The organism is Nonlabens sp. Asnod2-A12, from assembly GCF_045063745.1.
Classification (GTDB): domain Bacteria; phylum Bacteroidota; class Bacteroidia; order Flavobacteriales; family Flavobacteriaceae; genus Nonlabens; species Nonlabens xylanidelens.
In genome coordinates this window covers 2619699-2637210 of the sequence record NZ_JBEFOB010000003.1, presented here as the reverse complement: position 1 = coordinate 2637210, position 17512 = coordinate 2619699, and the positions used below count along the sequence as shown (strand labels likewise).

Below are 17512 nucleotides of genomic sequence, written 5' to 3'. Positions count from 1 at the left end.
AATCCTAAAGGTTTGGCGGTAATTTATCAATATGTTTTCACTCATGCGCAAACACCCTTTGTCCTGCGATCATTTCCCTCAAGGGAAAACTTAAAACTAATAACTCTATATAACTTACCTCACAGATTTTGAAAACCTGTGAGATTTGATGGTTTTTTTATTAGCATACGAGCTTCATAGCCTAGGCATTTACCATTTGAGGCTGTAAAGTAATGTGCTCGTCATTAAGTATAATTTCTTGGGCATGTTTACCTTCTAGGGTTACTTGTGCACCAGTTTTAGTTACTTGTACGTCGAGAATCTGATTTCTAAAGTTGATTTTAAAACTGAAACCATTCCATTGTTCGGGAAGTTTGGTTGTAAAACTAGGCTTATTATCAATGATTTTTAAACCACCAAAACCTTCTACAATACTCATCCATGTTCCTGCCATACTCGTAATGTGGCAACCTTCTTCAACTTCTTTATTATAGTCGTCTAGATCTAGTCTTGATGTTCTTAAATAAAACTCATAAGCCTGATCCATGCGGTCTAACTTTGCTGCCTGTATACTGTGAACACATGGAGAAAGTGAGCTTTCATGAACCGTTAACGGCTCGTAAAAGTCAAAATGCTTTTCTAATTGTTCTTTTGTAAAATGATCTTCAAAGAAATAGAAACCTTGAAGTACGTCTGCTTGTTTAATGTAACAACTTCTTAGAATACGGTCCCAAGACCATTTCTGGTTGATAGGTCTGTAAACTGGAGAGAGATCATTTACTGAAATGATTTCCTTATCTAAGAATCCATCTTGTTGTAAATAAATGCCTAGTTCTTCATCAAATGGCTCGTACATATTATTTGCAACGTCCAGCCATGCGGTGATCTCGCTATCTGTAAGATTAGTTTTTGCAATAATTCTATCGTAATCTGACTTATGACCGTCTTTTACTTTATTGATATTATCAACAGTATAGTTGATACACCATTTTGCTAGGTAGTTCGTATACCAATTGTTATTAACGTTATTCTCATACTCGTTAGGACCGGTTACACCTAGGATCATGTATTTATTTGCACGCTGTGAAAAGGTCGCACGTTGATGCCAGAATTTGGCAATCGCAATCATCACTTCAAGTCCCATTTCTGGAATGTAGCTGTAATCTCCTGTATATCTAACGTAGTTATAAATGGCAAAAACCATCGCACCGTTGCGGTGTATTTCTTCAAAGGTGATTTCCCACTCGTTGTGAGATTCTTCTCCATTCATGGTAACCATAGGATATAGAGCAGCTCCAGAAGAAAATCCTAGTTTCCCAGCATTTTCAACGGCCTTGTCTAGCTGCTCATATCTATATCTTAATAAATTACGTGCTACCTGTTGATCTTTGGTAGCCATGTAGAATGGAATACAATAAGCCTCTGTATCCCAATAGGTAGAACCTCCATATTTCTCTCCTGTAAATCCTTTAGGACCTATGTTAAGACGAGAATCCTTACCTAAGTATGTTTGATTCAACTGGAAGATATTAAAACGTATCCCTTGCTGTGCTTTGAGATCACCGTCTATAGTAATATCTGCCATGGCCCAAATTTGCGCCCATGAATCTGCCTGCAATTTAAGCAAACTTTCATAACCTAGCTCTGTTGCTTTCTGTAAAACTGATTTTGCAGCAGGAAAAAGTTCAAAATGCTCATGATTAAGGCTAGAAGTATAACCGGCATACTTTCTTAGAGTTACGCTTTCGCCTTGAGCGATATCACAAGCTGCCTTATGACGTATGATGGTATCATTTTTATCAAAATGCTCTGCATACTGGACATGCTCTCCATTCTTAATCAACTCTGACTGCATGAAGGTACCTACATAGAAATTAGTCTTATTAGTACGACTTAACACGAGTGCCTGATGCTCTTCTGAAACTAGTTCTTCTACTTCCCAGAACGCGTCGTCCCAGTTAGTATCTTCATTAGTTATTCCCGCATCTATATAAGGTTGGAAAGAGATTCTAATAGCTCCTTTTACAGCAGTTACTTGATAGTTAATTACCGCTAATTCATCTATTTCTAGACTCATGAACCTTCTTGCAACTACATTTATCGCTTTTTCTTGAGACAGGTGTGCTGTAAAGGAACGCTCGTACCATCCTTCTTTCATGTTCAATTCGCGACGGTAATCTGTCACTTCTTGAACTGTAGCTAGGTCTAATTCTTCTCCATCTATAAAAACGTCTATACCTATAAAGTTAGGTGCGTTTAATACTTTAGAAAAATATTCTGGATATCCATTTTTCCACCAGCCTACTCTGGTTTTATCTGGATAATAAACTCCTGCGACATAACTACCTTGAAAAGTAGCGCCTGTATATTTTTCTTCAAAATTTGCTCGTTGCCCCATTGCACCGTTACCGATGGAAAAAAGGCTTTCACTAGATTCTACTTGAGACGGCTTCCATCCTTCTTCAATTATAGACCACGCGTTTGGTATGATATATTCTTGATTCATTTTTTCTTACTTAATAATGTGTTGATATAATCTTGTGGCATGTCGGTAAAGCGTGCAAAGACTTCGTCTGCCTCATTCAATATGGATTTTTCTCCTAATCCAATGGATATCATTCTTGCAGTATTTGCTGCCTGTACTCCTGCAACACTGTCCTCAAAAACAATACTTTCTTGTGCTGCATAGCCTAATTGATTGCAAGCGCTTAAAAAGACCTCTGGATCTGGTTTTGCCTTAGTAACATTTGTTCCGTCTACTATTACCTCAAATAGGTCATAGATACCTAATTTCTTTAAAATAGGTCGGGCATTTTTACTCGCACTACCTAAAGCTATGGGCTGATCTTGTTTCTTTAATTCTAAAAGAAAATCATGCACACCAGGCATTATGTCTGAAGTATCTAAGGTTCTTATAAGGTCTAGATATTCCGTGTTTTTCTGATCCATTTTTGCTTGAAAAACATCTGGAGAGATTTCTTTATTTCCCCATTCTAGAATTTTCTTTAAGGAGTTTACTCTAGAAACCCCTTTGAGTTGTTCGTTTTCTTCTTCTGTAAAAATGATATCTAGAGATGCCGCAAGACGTTGCCATGCGATAAAGTGAAACTTTGCAGTGTCTACAATTACACCATCTAGGTCAAATATGAATGCTTTTTTAATCATCTGATTCTTGAATTTGGTAGGTGATAGCTTTTTTATCAGTTATTAAGAAATTACTAAGACCTGCTAGAACTAGTGCTATACCAGCAACTGTCATAGCATGAATGGCGCCATCTCCTAATAAACTAGAGGTCCAATTAACACCTCCTAAAGCGGCTATGATTTGAGGAATTACAATAAACATATTAAAGATACCCATCATTAATCCCATCTGTTTAGGATTAACACTACTAGACAACATCGCATAGGGCATGGATAAAATACTACCCCATGCGACACCTATTAATGTGAACGATAAAATTAACATTGCAGGGTCTGTGATATAATTCATCATTAAAAATCCTAATCCACCAGCCATAAGACATGTCATGTGAACATATTTTCTATTAATTCTTCTACGAGAAGTATATAAGGTAAGTAGTAAAGCAAATACCATAGAAGAAAGTCCATAAATCCCCATATAACCACCCACGCTATTTGCCGCTTTTTGATATGCGGTATTTTGTGTATCAAATGCAGCCGACTGCATGGCGTCTGACATGTCAAACATACTAGCAATAGGTGCTGGTGCTTCAAAAACGGACTCTGTTAATGCTGGTGTTGCTAGGCTCCACATAGTAAAAAAGGCAAACCATGAGAAGAACTGTACCACACCTAGTTTAATCATGGTAGGTGGTATGAGAGAATAAGATTTTGAAATACTTTCCATCATCCCTGTGTCATCATCTTCTATCTCACCATTGTACTTTTCCATCTCTTGTGGCGAGTATTCTTTTGTTTTAAAAACCGTCCATAAAATCGTTATTAAAAAAACAAAAGCTCCTATTGCAAATGCAACTTTAACAGATGGCGGTATTACTCCAGCAGGAGCCTCGTCAGAGACACCTAACATCGATACTAATGCAGGTAGTGAACTAGCGATAAATGTACCGATACCTATTATAAGAGTTTGCATTACAAAACCATAGGAACGTTGAGAATCTGGCAACTTATCTGCAACCAGCGCTCTAAATGGTTCCATAGAAATATTAATGGACGCATCTAGTATCCATAAAAAACCTGCTGCCATCCATAATGCAGATGAGTATGGGACAAAAAATAAAGCAATAGAGCTAAGAATAGCACCTACTAGAAAATAAGGTCTTCTTCTACCTAATCTAGAAGACCAGGTTTTATCACTCAAAAAACCTATAATGGGTTGTACTAGCAGCCCTGTTAATGGTGCGGCTATCCACAGTAGTGGGATTTCATCCTTTACTGCTCCTAGTGTTTGAAAAATACGTGACATGAATCCGCCTTGAAGGGCGAAACCAAACTGAATACCGAGAAATCCAAAACTCATGTTCCAAATATCCCAGAAACCTAACTTAGGTTTTTGCATATCGTTATCTTTTTTTAATGACGACAAGCCTTATGACTTATCAAAACTTATTGTGTGTGAAGAAGATAAGTTTCGATTCTATGTTAAAAGTCTACCTCTCAACATGGTTGTAAATTTATATAATTAAGGTGTAGATTCTCTCTCTACCAGAGAAGTTTTTACGATAACGGTTTCGTAACTTTCGTTCTCATGATGCTTTGATTCTAATTTTTCTATCAATTTTGCAGCAGCAATACCTCCCATTTCTTCACCTTTTTGTCCAATAGTAGTTAATGTAGGACTGGCATATTTAGACAACATACCATCTGTAAATGCTACAATAGCAACATCTTCAGGGATTTTCTTACCTGCTTTTTGTAACGCTTTACTAGCTGTAACTGCAAACAATTCATTTACCGCGACTAGCGAGTCAAAATCATTTTTTAATATAAAATCTTCTATCGCACCCTCGCATTTATCAATATCTTCTATCTTTAAAAACTGATGGTCTTCTACTTCAAAACCGCGCTGTTGCAACGCTTCTTTAAAACCTTGAGAACGTAATCTACCTACATTTACATAGTCTACCGTACTTATAATACCTAGCTTATTTCTTCCTTTTCTAAGTAAAAACTCAGTAGCTTCATGTCCTGCAGCAACGTCGTCTATAATTACCTTATCACATGGTATATCATTACACACACGGTCGAACATAACAATAGGCATACCCTGATTAGTCACTTCTCGTAAATGGTGAAAATCTTGTTTCTCCATCGTTTCCTTAGAAAGGCTCATAATAAAGCCGTCTATACTGCCATTAGCGAGCATTTCCATATTCACTACCTCTTTATCAAAGCTCTCACCAGATAAGGTAATGATGACCTGATAACCTTTTTGATTTGCCACACGCTCTACTCCCGAAATAACAGTTGCAAAGAAATGATGCACTATTTCTGGAATGATAATTCCTATTTTTTTAGTTTTTTGATTCTTTAGGCTTAACGCAATACTATTAGGTTTGTAATTAAATTTCTTAGCATAATCTTTAATCCTATCCCTAGTCTCTGCACTTATCTCATGGGAATCTCTTAGAGCTTTTGAAACTGTTGATACAGATACATTTAAGTCTTTAGAAATTTTTTTTAATGTGATTTTTTGAGCCATGATAACTTAGATTAGGAGTTATTATCCGTTTCGCTTTCGCGAAAGTGAAGATACTATAAATATATAATAACGATTACCGAAAACGTTTTCGTAGAATGTTGTTACGAAAACGTTTTCATAACATTTAGTTTACATAATTTAGCCGTCGTGTGAGAAGAAGACATCATTAATTTTTAACTAAATCAGAAAAATGAATCAGAAATTACAAACAGTTTTACTGTTAATTTTACTACCATTTTTTGCATTTGCGCAAAGTGTCATTACTGGTACAGTACTGGAATCTAACGGCCTACCAGCCTTAGGAGCAACTGTATCTGTAAAAGGCACATCAAATGGTACATCGACAGACTTTGATGGAAAGTACACTTTAAATAATGTACCTAGTGATGCCGTAATCGTATTTTCTTTTATAGGTTATATGACACAAGAGATTCCTTTAAATGGACAGACTTCTATCAACATAACACTAGCAGAGAACCCATCAGAATTAGACACCATCGTCCTTATAGGATATGGTAGCACTAAAAAAGCAAACGTTACCGCAGCACAAACCACTGTAAAAGCAGAAGAATTTAACAAAGGTGCGATCACCTCACCAGGTCAGTTAATATCTGGTAAAGTAGCCGGTGTACAAGTTACAGCTGCTTCTGGTCGCCCAGGTGATGGACCTGTTATTAGAGTACGTCCAGGTTCTACACTAGGTGGTAATCAAGATGCTCTTTATGTAGTAGATGGTGTACCACTAGATCAACGCAACGCTAGTCTAAATACTATTAACCCAGCAGACATTGAATCCTTTACTATTCTTAAAGATGCCAGTGCTACTGCTATTTATGGTAACCGTGCATCTAACGGTGTTGTTTTAATTACGACTAAAAAAGCTAAACTTAATAGTGATCTCAAAATAGGGTATGATGTACAGTTTGCTGTAAATCAAGTTCAAGATTATGCTCATGTATTAAATGCAGATGAATTTAGACAACTAGTTGTTGATCAAGGTAGAGACCCTGCAGTATTAGGAGATGCTAATACAGACTGGCAAAATGAAATTTATCAAAACGGAACAAGAGCTATTCATAATCTTACCGTAGAAAAAGGATATGAAGCAACTTCTATTAGAGCATCTTTAGGGTACACTAACGAGAATGGTACCTTATTAAGATCTGGTTATGAAAGAGCTACTTTGGGTCTTAACGTAAGACAAAACTTCTTAAAAGGAGATTTAAAATTAAACTTTACTTCTCAACTAGCTCAAGAAGAATTAAGAAGAGCAGATGAAGGTGCTGTAGGGGCAGCAGTTGTTTTTGATCCTACACAATCTATATTTAATAATACAGGAGAATTCGGCGGTTTCTTCGAGTACACTAACTCGACTGGACCAGAAGGTAATGCACCTCGTAATCCACTAGGATTGTTAAATAGTTTAGATTCTCAACTCGATAACAAGCAAGCGAGATTAAATCTTAACGCTGCCTATAATATAAGACAAGTGCCTGGTTTAAAATTTACTGGTAACGCTGGTATCGATTATAATGAGTTTGATGAGTACACGATTAGAGATTTTAACTCTGGTGCTGGGGCTCGTGGAAACAACAGAAGCTTTGGTGAAGGATTCAGAAGAAACCAATTATTAGATGGTCGTTTTGAATACAAAAGAACTTTAGAATCTCTAGACACTGACATGGATCTTACTCTAGGAGGTAGTTTTCAAGATTTCACACGTCAAAGCACAAGTCGTTCTACAGTAAACAACGAACTTCAAGAAAATCCTATTGCTATAGATGACTCTGCATTAGTAACTGCATTTGCAAGAGCTTCTTTTGATATTAAAGATTTAGTGGTTTTATCTGCTAGTGCATCTCGCAATGGTAGTTCAAGATTTTCTGAAGAAAATAGATGGGCTAACTTCTATGGAGCAAGTGCTGCTATAAAACTTACCAACACTGACTTTGTACAAAACAGTGGATTCTTATCACAGTTAAAACTACGTGGTGGTTTCGGTCAGACAGGACAGCAAGATATAGACGCGTCATTTGCATACTTATCTGTCTTCACTCCTGGACAGCCACAAGCTGCTGTACAATTCGGTGATCAATTTGTAACTACTATACGTCCAGAAGGATCCATAGATCTTAAATGGGAAACTACAGACCAATGGAATGCTGGTATCGACATAGGATTTTTTGATGACCGTATTACTGGTAGTGTAGATGGTTTTTATAGAGAGACTAAAGATTTATTATTATTCGGTCCACTTCCAGCAGGTGGATTGGAAAATGGTAGTTTTCAAAATGCAGGTTCTACCTTGAGTAGAGGTATTGAAACTAGTATTTCAGGAAAAATAATTCAAACAGAAAATATGAACTGGACACTGTCTGCAAATGCGACTGTTCAAGAAATAGAAATTACAGACCTAGCTGGTGCAGATAACGCACCTGTTCCTGTAGGAGGAATATCTGGTGGTACAGGAAATACGATTCAAGAATGGGCTGTAGGATCTGACCCTACCTCTTTTCATGTTTTCCGTCAGGTATATGATCAGGATGGTAACCCATTAGATGGTGTGTATGTAGATACTAATGGTGATAACATCATTAATGACGCAGATAGAGTAAGGTACAAAAAAGCAAATCACGATGTTTACTTCGGTTTAACTTCTAATTTTAATTATAAGAATCTTGATTTTAGCTTCACATTTAGAGGTGCTGCTGGTGGTTACAACTATAATAACGTAGACTCTAATTCTGCTAGTTATGGAAGTATCTTCCCTACTAACACACAAACTCCTATATATGTAAATTCAACTGTAGATATTTTAAATACTAATTTTTCTCAACAAAGACTACAGTCTGACTATTATATACAAAAAGCTGACTTTATCAAATTAGATAATGTATCGTTAGGGTATAATTTCCCAGGTGAAAACGTAGATATAAGAGCTTCTATTACAGGAACTAACTTATTAACTATCACTGATTATGATGGTACTGATCCAGAAGTATTTGGTGGTATCGATAATAACCTATTCCCTCGTAATAGAGGTCTAATCTTTGGATTAGGATTTAAATTTTAAAAAGCAACACTATGAAAATGTACAAATCAATTATCTTTTTGTTCCTTGGAATGCTTGTTTTTACTGCATGTGAGGATGCCCTTACTGTAGAACCAAGAGATAACCGAGTTACAGAAGCTGAGTTATTTCAAGATCCTGCAACCTATCGTGGTATTATTGCAAAGGCATATGCTGGTCTTGCTCTAGGTGGACAGTCTGGTGGAGATGGTAATGCAGACATCTCTGGTATAGACGGTGGTTTTTCTAACTACCTGAGATTATACTGGAACATGCAAGAACTTACCACTGACGAGGCTATTATAGCCTGGAATGACGGTACTATAAAAGATTTACACGGTCATGTATGGACAGACGGTAATGAATTTATAAATGCCATGTTCTCTCGTGTTAATTATCAAATAGCAGTATGTAATGAATTCTTATCTCTAAGTACTGATGCAAAACTAGACGAATACAACATCCCTGCAGATGTAAGAGCAGATGTTGCAAACTATCGTGCAGAAGCTAGATTCTTAAGAGCTTATTCTTATTATCATGGTATGGACCTTTTTGGTAAAATGCCTTTTACCGATGAGAATTCAGATCCAGCAGTTTTACCACTTGCAAAATCTAGAATAGAGCTATTTGAATTTATAGAATCTGAATTACTAGCTATCGAGGACGATATGGTAGAAGCTCGTATGAATGAATACGGTCGTGCTGATAAAGGAGCACTATGGATGGTGCTTTCAAAAATTTATATGAACGCTGAGGTTTACACAGGAACATCTAGATATACAGATGCTATCACTCAATTAAACAAAGTAATCAGTGCAGGTTACAGTGTTCCTAATGTACCATATGCATACAGTTTTCAGGCAGATAACGATCGCAATGGAGCTGAAGATGGTTTTATATGGACGATTAACTTTGACGGTTTAAATACGCAAACATTTGGTGGTACTACTTACTTAACTCATGCTCCAGTAGGTGGTAACATGGATCCATCAGAATTCGGTATCAACGGTGGTTGGGGTGGAATAAGAACTACAGAACAGTTTGTAGAGCTTTTCCCAGGAGAAGAAAACTCTGCAGATTCAAGAGAAACATTCTTTACTGACGAGCAAACAAAAGAAATCAATGATGTAGGTCAGTTTAAAGATGGTTTTGCCATTCAAAAATTCAAGAATGTAAATGTTGATGGTAGTGCAGGTAGTGATACAGTAGGTGACTTTGTAGACATAGACTTCCCTATTTTCCGTATATCAGATGCTTATCTTATGTATGCAGAAGCCGTAGTAAGAGGTGGATCTGGTGGTGATTTAACAACAGCTCAAGGTTATTTGAATCAAATAAGAGAAAGAGCTTATGGAAACACTAGCGGAAACATTACTGTTGGTGAAATAGATCTTGATTACTTACTAGAGGAGAGAGCTAGAGAATTACACTGGGAAGCACATAGACGTCAGGATCTAGTAAGATTCGGACAGTTCACTACTTCAAAAGTTTGGGCATGGAAAGGAAATGTAAGAGCTGGTACGACCACACCTGCATTTAGAAATATACTTCCTATTCCTGCACAAGAATTAAACTTAAACCCAAATCTACAACCACAAAACACTGGTTACTAATCTTATAAATAATTTAAAAATGAAAAAGTTTTCTATATTAATGCTGTCGTTTTTAGCTATTGCAGGTTTTAATTCTTGTGATGATACAGACAGTGAAGAATTTTCACTTAATACCAATACATCTGGAGAGATTACCTTATCACCAGACGTAAATACTTTTGAAGTTACCGAAACTAATGGACCAGATCTTGCAGAACGCTTTTCTTGGAACAGAGTTTCATTAGAAACACCTGTACAGATAGATTACCAATTAGAAATGGATCTAGACACTGGCGATTATAGTGCACCAGCAGTATTAGGATCTAATAATGGAACTAATACGGCAGTAACTTACAATGCACTTAACGATGCCGCTCTTTCTTTAGGCGCAGAACCTGGTGTAGCAACTAACTTTAAATTAAGAGTAAAAGCAACTACAGCAGCAACTGCGGTAGATCCTATTTTTTCTAATGAAGTAACTGCAGTAATCACTGCTTTTGAAGCTTACCCTTTTAGCCCCTTATATTTTGTAGGTGCTGCTACAGAGCCTGGATGGAATAATGGAGATGGTAATGGAGCGACTAATCCTGCTCTTTTTGTAGATGTAACAGACGTAAACAAGCATTATTACACAGGTTTCTTTAATGCTGATGAATTTAAAATTCTTTCTACTCTAGGAATGTGGCAACCACAATATGGTGAGAGAAATGGTGCTGTAGGTGTTAATGATGGCGCTGGTAGCGATCCTGCTTCATTTGTTGCTCCTACTGCAGGATATTACGACTTTACCATAGACATTACTGGTGTTACTAATGCTTCAGAAGGTACTTCTAGTTTCAGTATGGTAGCTAATACTACTGCTGCAACAGCAACTATATACACAAGTATAGGTCTTATAGGCCCGTCTACTCCTAATGGATGGAATGGACCAGATCTAGATTTAACACAATCTTCTTTTGATCCACACCAGTGGGTAGGTCGCGATATTGTATTAATCGCTGGAGAATTAAAGATAAGAGCAAACGATGACTGGACAGATAGTTGGGGTGATAATGTATCTCCATATGCTGGACAAGGTACTAACAATAACGATCCTAATATCGTTGCAAAAGGTGGTACTTATGACATTTTCTTTAATGATCTAGACGGTAGTTTCCTTCTTATCCCACAAGAATAAATAAAACTCATCTTAAATTAAAAGGCTGTTCGCAGCCTTTTTTTTGCTTAAAACTCAAGCTATGAAAAACTATACTCTGGCTTTGATGGCCTTTATTTGTTTCGCTTTCGCGAAAGCGCAAGTAACAACAACTCCATCAACACCTACTCAAACAGATCAAGTCATATTAACCTTTGATGCTACTGGTACAGCATTAGAAAACGAAACCGGAACCCTATACGCCTATACAGGTGTAACCATAAATGGGCAACAATGGCAAAACATTATAGTACCCACTTTTAATGATAATAATGGCGCACCACAGTTTACCTACAGCGGTACTGGTAATATTTACACACTAGATTTAGGTACAAGCATAAATCAATTTTACAGTGTAACACCAGGTGATGTCGTTTCAGAAATATCGCTAGTCGTTAGAAATGCAGCGGCAACAGCACAAACCTCTCCAGATATATATCTAAATGTTTTTCCTCCAGGATTAAATACATCGATCACCTTTCCACAAGATGGTGCTGTATTTAACCTCAACCAGACTATTACCATAACAGGTGATAGTTCTCAAAGTGCAACTTTAGATTTAAGTGTCAACTCGACTAGTATAGCGACCACTACAGCTAGTACTATAAGTAATCCATACACATTTAACACATCAGGTTCTTATGACATTACTATAACTGCGTCTAGCGGTACAGACTCTTCTAGCGATACTGTTAGTGTTTTTGTACCTGGTACGACACAAAATCTAATACGTCCTGCTGGTTTAAGAAACGGAGTTAATGAAAATGCAGATGGTAGCGTTACCTTCTTACTTGCCGCACCACTTAAAGACGATGTGATACTATTAGGTAGTTTCAGCAACTGGAATCTAGATACGACATACCAAATGAATAAGGATGGTGATTATTTTTGGGTTACCATACCAGCTACAGCTTTTACCGCAAACACAGCGTTTATGTATCAATATTTAATAGATTTTGATATTAAAATAGCAGACCCATACAGCCAGCTTATTCTAGACCCTGGCAGCGATCAATTTATCGTGGCAGGAAATTATCCTAACCTACCAGCTTATCCTACTAACCAGACTACAGGAGATATTACTCTTTACACCTATCAAAAAACACCTTATAACTGGAATGTAACTAACTTCTCAAAACCAGATAAAAAGAATTTAGTTATCTATGAGTTACTAGTAAGAGATTTTTCTGAACAGGACAGTTACCAGCAAGTAATTGATCGTATAGATTATCTAGAAACACTGGGAATTAATGCTATAGAATTAATGCCTATCAATGAGTTTGAAGGAGCAGACAGCTGGGGTTATAATCCTAAATTTCACGGTGCTCTAGATAAAACATATGGTACTACAGATAAGTTTAAAGAACTGGTAGATTTATGTCATTCAAAAGGAATTGCTATCATAATAGATGTAGTGTATAACCATGCTTTTAGTCAAAGTCCGTTATGTCAAATGTGGTGGGATGATGCTAACTTTAGACCAGCGGTAAATAATCCTTACATGAATCCTACGGCGCGTCATGATTTTAATGTAGGTTATGACATGAATCACGAGAGTACTTTTACTCGTGATTATGTAAAGCAAACTCTTCAGTTTCTTATAGACGAGTATAAAATAGATGGTTTCAGATTTGACTTATCAAAAGGGTTTACTCAAAATAATACTCTAGGAAATGTAAGCGCATGGAATGCTTATGATCAGTCTAGGGTAGACATTCTCAATGATTACCGCAATACCATATGGAATGCAAACGGTAACGATATTTACATGATACTAGAACACCTAGCAGATAATAGTGAAGAAACTGCTCTTGCAAATGCTGGATTCATGCTTTGGGGAAAAATGACAGATCAGTACAACCAGAATTCTATGGGTTATGGTAGTAATGCAGATATTAGTGGTTCTTATTTTGGCTCACGTAATTTCAATGATCAACATCTAGTTGCCTATGCAGAAAGTCATGACGAACAGCGCTTAATGTACAAAAACCTACAATTCGGTAATAATGCAAACTCATCCCACGATGTAAGAACTTTACCTATTGCTCTAGAAAGACAAGAAGCTATCGCAGCCATGTTATATAGTATCCCAGGCCCTAAGATGTTATGGCAATTTGGAGAACTAGGTTATGAACAAGACATAGACCTTAATGGGCGTACAGGACGTAAGCCTATTCCATGGACACTAGGTTATGATACAGACGCAAACCGTATGGCTCTTTATAATGTAACCGCCACTATGATTAACTTTAAGACCCTTTATCCAGATACATTTAACTCTGTTAATAACGATCTGGATGTATCTGGAGTAGTAAAGAGAATCAATCTTAACGGCACTCAATTTGATGCTGTTGTTGTAGCTAACTTTGGTATAACAGCTCAAAACGTAAATCCTAATTTCTCTCAAACTGGTACATGGTATGACTACTTCGGTAATAATACAGCAGTAAACATTACTAATACAACAGCCATGATTAATTTACAACCTGGAGAATACAAACTTTTTACAACACAGCTATTACAAGATCCTTTAAGTAATGAAGATTCATTTCTTTCTCAAGATCTTATAAGGTTATACCCTAACCCAACAGCAAGTACTTTTAAACTATCTCAAGAAGCTCAATTAGTACAGATTTATAATACCTCTGGTCAGCTTACTACTACTTTTAAAGGTGCTAGAAACATCTATAATGTCAGTGATTTAAAGCAAGGTATTTACTTTATAAAAATCACAACCGCAGATCAAACACAAATAGAAAAAATAATAAAAATGTAATTCAACCTGTTTTTCTACTTTTTAAAGATAAGTGATATTTGTAAAAAGAGGTTTAAGTTATTATTAAAGTGAAGTTTACTTTTGCTTTACCAAAGAGAGATGTTTATTAGATTCCCTAAATCTTTTAAATAATTACTTTGCAGTAACCCTTTACTCTTTTCATAATTCAATTGGTTACGTAAAGCCTGTCCCTGACAGGCTTTTATTTTATAAGGATTTTATGATGTGGACCTTAAGATTATAGTATCTTAACTAGAAATAATTCATCATGAAAAACATCCTTAAAACATCAGCTCTTTTATTATTGACTACAGTGGCACTTGGAAGCTGTAGGGAAGAAAAAACTATTGAAGAAACCGCTAACGAGATGATCGAAAACGGTGATAAGGTAGAAGTAAAAGATGATAAAGTAAAAATCGAAAATGAAGACGGTTCTGAAGCTAAAATCAAATATGATGAGAACGGTGAAATAGAAAAAGTAAAGACAGATGATAACTAGTATTCATCATTAAAATAAGCATAAATAATAACGCCTGATTTTAAAAAAAGTCAGGCTTTTATTTTATTTAAAAAGTTGTCGTTCTAATAAAAAGGTAGTCATAACCACATCAAAGTTTTGTTGAATATCTACCGGCATGTATTTGATTCTATTTTGTCCACAACGTACTCTTAGTTTTTCAAAATATTCTTTTATCGCTTTTTGATAATCTTCTCTAACATTATCTGCATACAGATTGATATGCTCTCCTGTTTCTACATCTGTATATCGTGTGGGCTTGTTAGAAAAATCAAAGTTGACCTCTGTAGCACTATCATAGGTATGAAAAAGTACCACATCATGTTTGTTATATTTTAAATGCCTAAGCGCTTCAAAGAGTTCGTTTTCATGTCTATCGCTTTGAAACATGTCAGTAAAGAGAAAAATAAGCGATCTGCGTTTTATATTCTCTGCTATCTCGTGCAGATATTTGTAAGTATCTGTAGTTTGCCCGCTAGGTTTCTCACTACTTATTCTAGTCAGTTGATCTAGAAGCATATTGTGATGTCTCTCGCTACCTTTTTCTGGCGCATAATATTCATACTCATTTGCATAAATACTCATTCCTACTGCGTCTCTTTGCTTCTTAAGAAGGTTCATAACACTTGCTGCTGCCAGCGCCGTAAAACCTATTTTATTAAGCGAGCCTATCTCCTGTTTTTTAGTCAGTGGATAGTGCATAGAAGGACTGTTATCTACGATAAGATGACAGCGCAAATTAGTCTCTTCGTCATAACGTTTTGTGTAAAGCTTATCTGTTTTTGCAAACAACTTCCAGTCTATATGACGTGTACTCTCACCAGGATTGTAAATTTTATGTTCTGCAAACTCTGCACTAAAACCATGAAAAGGAGATTTATGCATACCACTTATATAACCTTCTACTACCTGACTAGCCAGTAATTGCAGGTTTTTAAAGCCAGTAGTTTTATTGAGTTCCTTTTGTACATCCATAGTGTGAAGATAAGAAAAGCATGACCATCTTAATTGACGATCATGCTTGTTTTATTTATGGGGTTTAAATTTGTTCCGCTTTCGCGAAAGCGAATCTTAAAAAAGTATCGTGCTAAAAACGTTATTAATAGATTTTAACCACCATTTTACCTTTATTTTTCCCTTCAAATAAATCAATAAATGCCTGTGGAATGGAGTCAAAACCTTCTACAACGGTCTCTTCCTTTACCAGTTTCCCATCATTTAACCATTGCGATAATTGCTTTACACCTTCTGGAAAATGCTCTTGATAATTACTAACTATAAAACCTTGCATTTTCACGCTTTGTTTTACAATAGTAGTTTCTAATCTAGGCCCAGTAGGCTTTTCAGTCTCATTATATAAAGAGATCGCACCACAGTTTATAACACGACCTAAGCGGTTTATGTTTTTCATAGCTGCATCTAGCGTGTAGCTACCCACGTTATCAAAATAAATATCTATACCATCTGGCGCGTGCTCTTTAATCGCAGCAGCTAGGTCTTCTGTTTTATTATAATTAATAGCTGCATCAAAACCGAATTTACTCTTAAGTAACTCCACTTTTTCATCAGACCCAGCGATACCTATAACTTTAAGCCCTTTTAATTTACCTATTTGTCCCACTACAGATCCTACGGCACCTGCTGCACCAGAGACTAGTAAAGTCTCTCCTTCTTTAGGCTCTCCTATTCTATCTAGTCCAAAGTATGCGGTAAGTCCAGTCATACCTAGAATTCCTAGATTGGCACTTAATGAATTTTCATCACTACTTACTTTACGTAAATTCTCTGCAGTACTAGTTTGATATTCTTTCCATTCTAATGATCCTGTTAGAAAATCTCCTTTTTCAAATCGGTCATTGTTACTTTGTACAACCTCAGCCACAATTGCAGATGCTATGGGAGCACCTATTTCAAAAGGCTCTATATAAGATTTTTCATCTCGCATACGTCCACGTAGATAAGGATCTACTGACACGTATTTAGTTCTTAATAAAACCTCACCATCTTTAGGCGACGGCTTTTCTTCTTCTATGAATTCAAAATTACTGTTTTGTGGTGTTCCTTGCGGTCTGTTTTTCAACAATATAGTCTTGCTCATAATAATTAATTTTATTTTCAAGTTAGCCCAAATACTCTAGAAAAGTATTAGGGTTATATTAAAGTTGAACCTAAAATGGTTAAACTTTAAACAAGATCATGATCATCTATTTTATTAAGAAAAGAGCAAAAAAAAGCCTGCTCAAAATGAGCAGGCTTATCTATTTTATATTTTGAATACTAGTTCAAAAGAGAGTCTAAAGCGTCTGTATAAGCATCTTTAGGAGCAACTCCTACCTGACGACCTACTACTTCACCGTTTTGAAAAACTAATACTGTAGGGATGTTACGTACACCATATTTAGCAGCAAATTCTTGATTTGCATCTACGTCCATTTTACCTACTACAGCTTTATCAGCATACTCAGAAGAAACCTCGTCGATGATAGGTCCTACCATACGACATGGTCCACACCACGCTGCCCAAAAGTCAACCAATACTGGCTTTTCACTTTTTAATACTGTTTCTTCAAAGTTTGCATCTGTTATTTCTAGTGCCATGATATTTTTCTTTAATAATTATATACAAATTTAAACAAAACTAACGCCATACACACTAGTCTGGTATTGTAGTTACTTATATTGATATTTCACTTATTA

The 17512-nt window shown here is 36.2% G+C and carries 12 protein-coding genes; 5 read left to right on the top strand and 7 right to left on the bottom strand.

From position 1 onward, the window contains the following. Positions 1-181 precede the first annotated feature (181 nt). From ACJJVJ_RS11995 to ACJJVJ_RS11980, 4 genes are all read right to left on the bottom strand, one after another. Positions 182-2485, bottom strand: a complete 2304-nt coding sequence (locus ACJJVJ_RS11995) for a glycoside hydrolase family 65 protein (RefSeq protein ID WP_405370534.1) — start codon at positions 2483-2485, stop codon at positions 182-184. Then, the gene (gene pgmB, locus ACJJVJ_RS11990) at positions 2482-3144 is read right to left on the bottom strand and encodes a beta-phosphoglucomutase (protein ID WP_405370532.1); all 663 of its coding nucleotides are present in this window, start codon (positions 3142-3144) and stop codon (positions 2482-2484) included. Before pgmB ends, ACJJVJ_RS11995 begins: the two co-directional genes overlap by 4 nt. Then, the gene (locus tag ACJJVJ_RS11985) at positions 3137-4522 is read right to left on the bottom strand and encodes an MFS transporter (protein ID WP_405370530.1); all 1386 of its coding nucleotides are present in this window, start codon (positions 4520-4522) and stop codon (positions 3137-3139) included. Before ACJJVJ_RS11985 ends, pgmB begins: the two co-directional genes overlap by 8 nt. Before the next feature lie 123 nt (positions 4523-4645). Further along, a complete protein-coding gene (locus ACJJVJ_RS11980) occupies positions 4646-5665 on the bottom strand; it encodes a LacI family DNA-binding transcriptional regulator (RefSeq protein ID WP_405370529.1) in 1020 nt (339 codons plus the stop codon). A gap of 190 nt (positions 5666-5855) precedes the next feature. On the opposite strand from ACJJVJ_RS11980, the gene ACJJVJ_RS11975 reads away from it, so the two are divergent. The 5 genes from ACJJVJ_RS11975 to ACJJVJ_RS11955 all read left to right on the top strand — a co-directional run bounded on the left by ACJJVJ_RS11975 (position 5856) and on the right by ACJJVJ_RS11955 (position 14797). Continuing rightward, positions 5856-8738 (top strand): SusC/RagA family TonB-linked outer membrane protein, encoded by a 2883-nt coding sequence (locus tag ACJJVJ_RS11975; RefSeq protein ID WP_405370527.1) that lies wholly within the window; start codon positions 5856-5858, stop codon positions 8736-8738. Positions 8739-8749: 11 nt separating this feature from the next. Continuing rightward, complete coding sequence (locus ACJJVJ_RS11970; protein ID WP_405370525.1) at positions 8750-10348, top strand: RagB/SusD family nutrient uptake outer membrane protein; 1599 nt, start codon at positions 8750-8752, stop codon at positions 10346-10348. A 19-nt stretch (positions 10349-10367) separates the two neighbouring features. Further along, positions 10368-11504, top strand: coding sequence for a SusE domain-containing protein (locus ACJJVJ_RS11965; protein WP_405370523.1), 1137 nt, complete (start codon positions 10368-10370; stop codon positions 11502-11504). 61 nt (positions 11505-11565) lie between these two features. Further along, positions 11566-14298 (top strand): alpha-amylase family glycosyl hydrolase, encoded by a 2733-nt coding sequence (locus ACJJVJ_RS11960; RefSeq protein WP_405370521.1) that lies wholly within the window; start codon positions 11566-11568, stop codon positions 14296-14298. Between the two features lie 268 nt (positions 14299-14566). Further along, positions 14567-14797 carry a hypothetical protein gene (locus ACJJVJ_RS11955; protein WP_405370519.1) on the top strand — a complete coding sequence of 77 codons (231 nt, stop codon included), beginning with the start codon at positions 14567-14569 and terminating at the stop codon, positions 14795-14797. 63 nt (positions 14798-14860) lie between these two features. On the opposite strand, the gene ACJJVJ_RS11950 is transcribed toward ACJJVJ_RS11955, so the two are convergent. The 3 genes from ACJJVJ_RS11950 to trxA form a co-directional block, all read right to left on the bottom strand. Continuing rightward, entirely contained in the window at positions 14861-15790 is a 930-nt protein-coding gene (locus ACJJVJ_RS11950; RefSeq protein WP_104513884.1) for a DUF58 domain-containing protein, read from the bottom strand. A gap of 124 nt (positions 15791-15914) precedes the next feature. Beyond that, the gene (locus tag ACJJVJ_RS11945) at positions 15915-16913 is read right to left on the bottom strand and encodes an NADP-dependent oxidoreductase (RefSeq protein ID WP_405370517.1); all 999 of its coding nucleotides are present in this window, start codon (positions 16911-16913) and stop codon (positions 15915-15917) included. 179 nt (positions 16914-17092) lie between these two features. Further along, the gene (gene trxA / locus ACJJVJ_RS11940; RefSeq protein ID WP_405370515.1) at positions 17093-17413 is read right to left on the bottom strand and encodes a thioredoxin; all 321 of its coding nucleotides are present in this window, start codon (positions 17411-17413) and stop codon (positions 17093-17095) included. Between the last annotated feature and the right edge of the window lie 99 nt (positions 17414-17512).

Coding starts and splice junctions, on each gene's coding strand:
- ACJJVJ_RS11945 (WP_405370517.1), bottom strand. CDS start 16,913: ATGAGCAAGACTATATTGTTGAAAAACAGACCGCAAGGAACACCACAA.
- ACJJVJ_RS11950 (WP_104513884.1), bottom strand. CDS start 15,790: ATGGATGTACAAAAGGAACTCAATAAAACTACTGGCTTTAAAAACCTG.
- ACJJVJ_RS11965 (WP_405370523.1), top strand. CDS start 10,368: ATGAAAAAGTTTTCTATATTAATGCTGTCGTTTTTAGCTATTGCAGGT.
- pgmB (WP_405370532.1), bottom strand. CDS start 3,144: ATGATTAAAAAAGCATTCATATTTGACCTAGATGGTGTAATTGTAGAC.
- ACJJVJ_RS11955 (WP_405370519.1), top strand. CDS start 14,567: ATGAAAAACATCCTTAAAACATCAGCTCTTTTATTATTGACTACAGTG.
- ACJJVJ_RS11985 (WP_405370530.1), bottom strand. CDS start 4,522: ATGCAAAAACCTAAGTTAGGTTTCTGGGATATTTGGAACATGAGTTTT.
- ACJJVJ_RS11960 (WP_405370521.1), top strand. CDS start 11,566: ATGAAAAACTATACTCTGGCTTTGATGGCCTTTATTTGTTTCGCTTTC.
- ACJJVJ_RS11975 (WP_405370527.1), top strand. CDS start 5,856: ATGAATCAGAAATTACAAACAGTTTTACTGTTAATTTTACTACCATTT.
- ACJJVJ_RS11995 (WP_405370534.1), bottom strand. CDS start 2,485: ATGAATCAAGAATATATCATACCAAACGCGTGGTCTATAATTGAAGAA.
- ACJJVJ_RS11980 (WP_405370529.1), bottom strand. CDS start 5,665: ATGGCTCAAAAAATCACATTAAAAAAAATTTCTAAAGACTTAAATGTA.
- ACJJVJ_RS11970 (WP_405370525.1), top strand. CDS start 8,750: ATGAAAATGTACAAATCAATTATCTTTTTGTTCCTTGGAATGCTTGTT.
- trxA (WP_405370515.1), bottom strand. CDS start 17,413: ATGGCACTAGAAATAACAGATGCAAACTTTGAAGAAACAGTATTAAAA.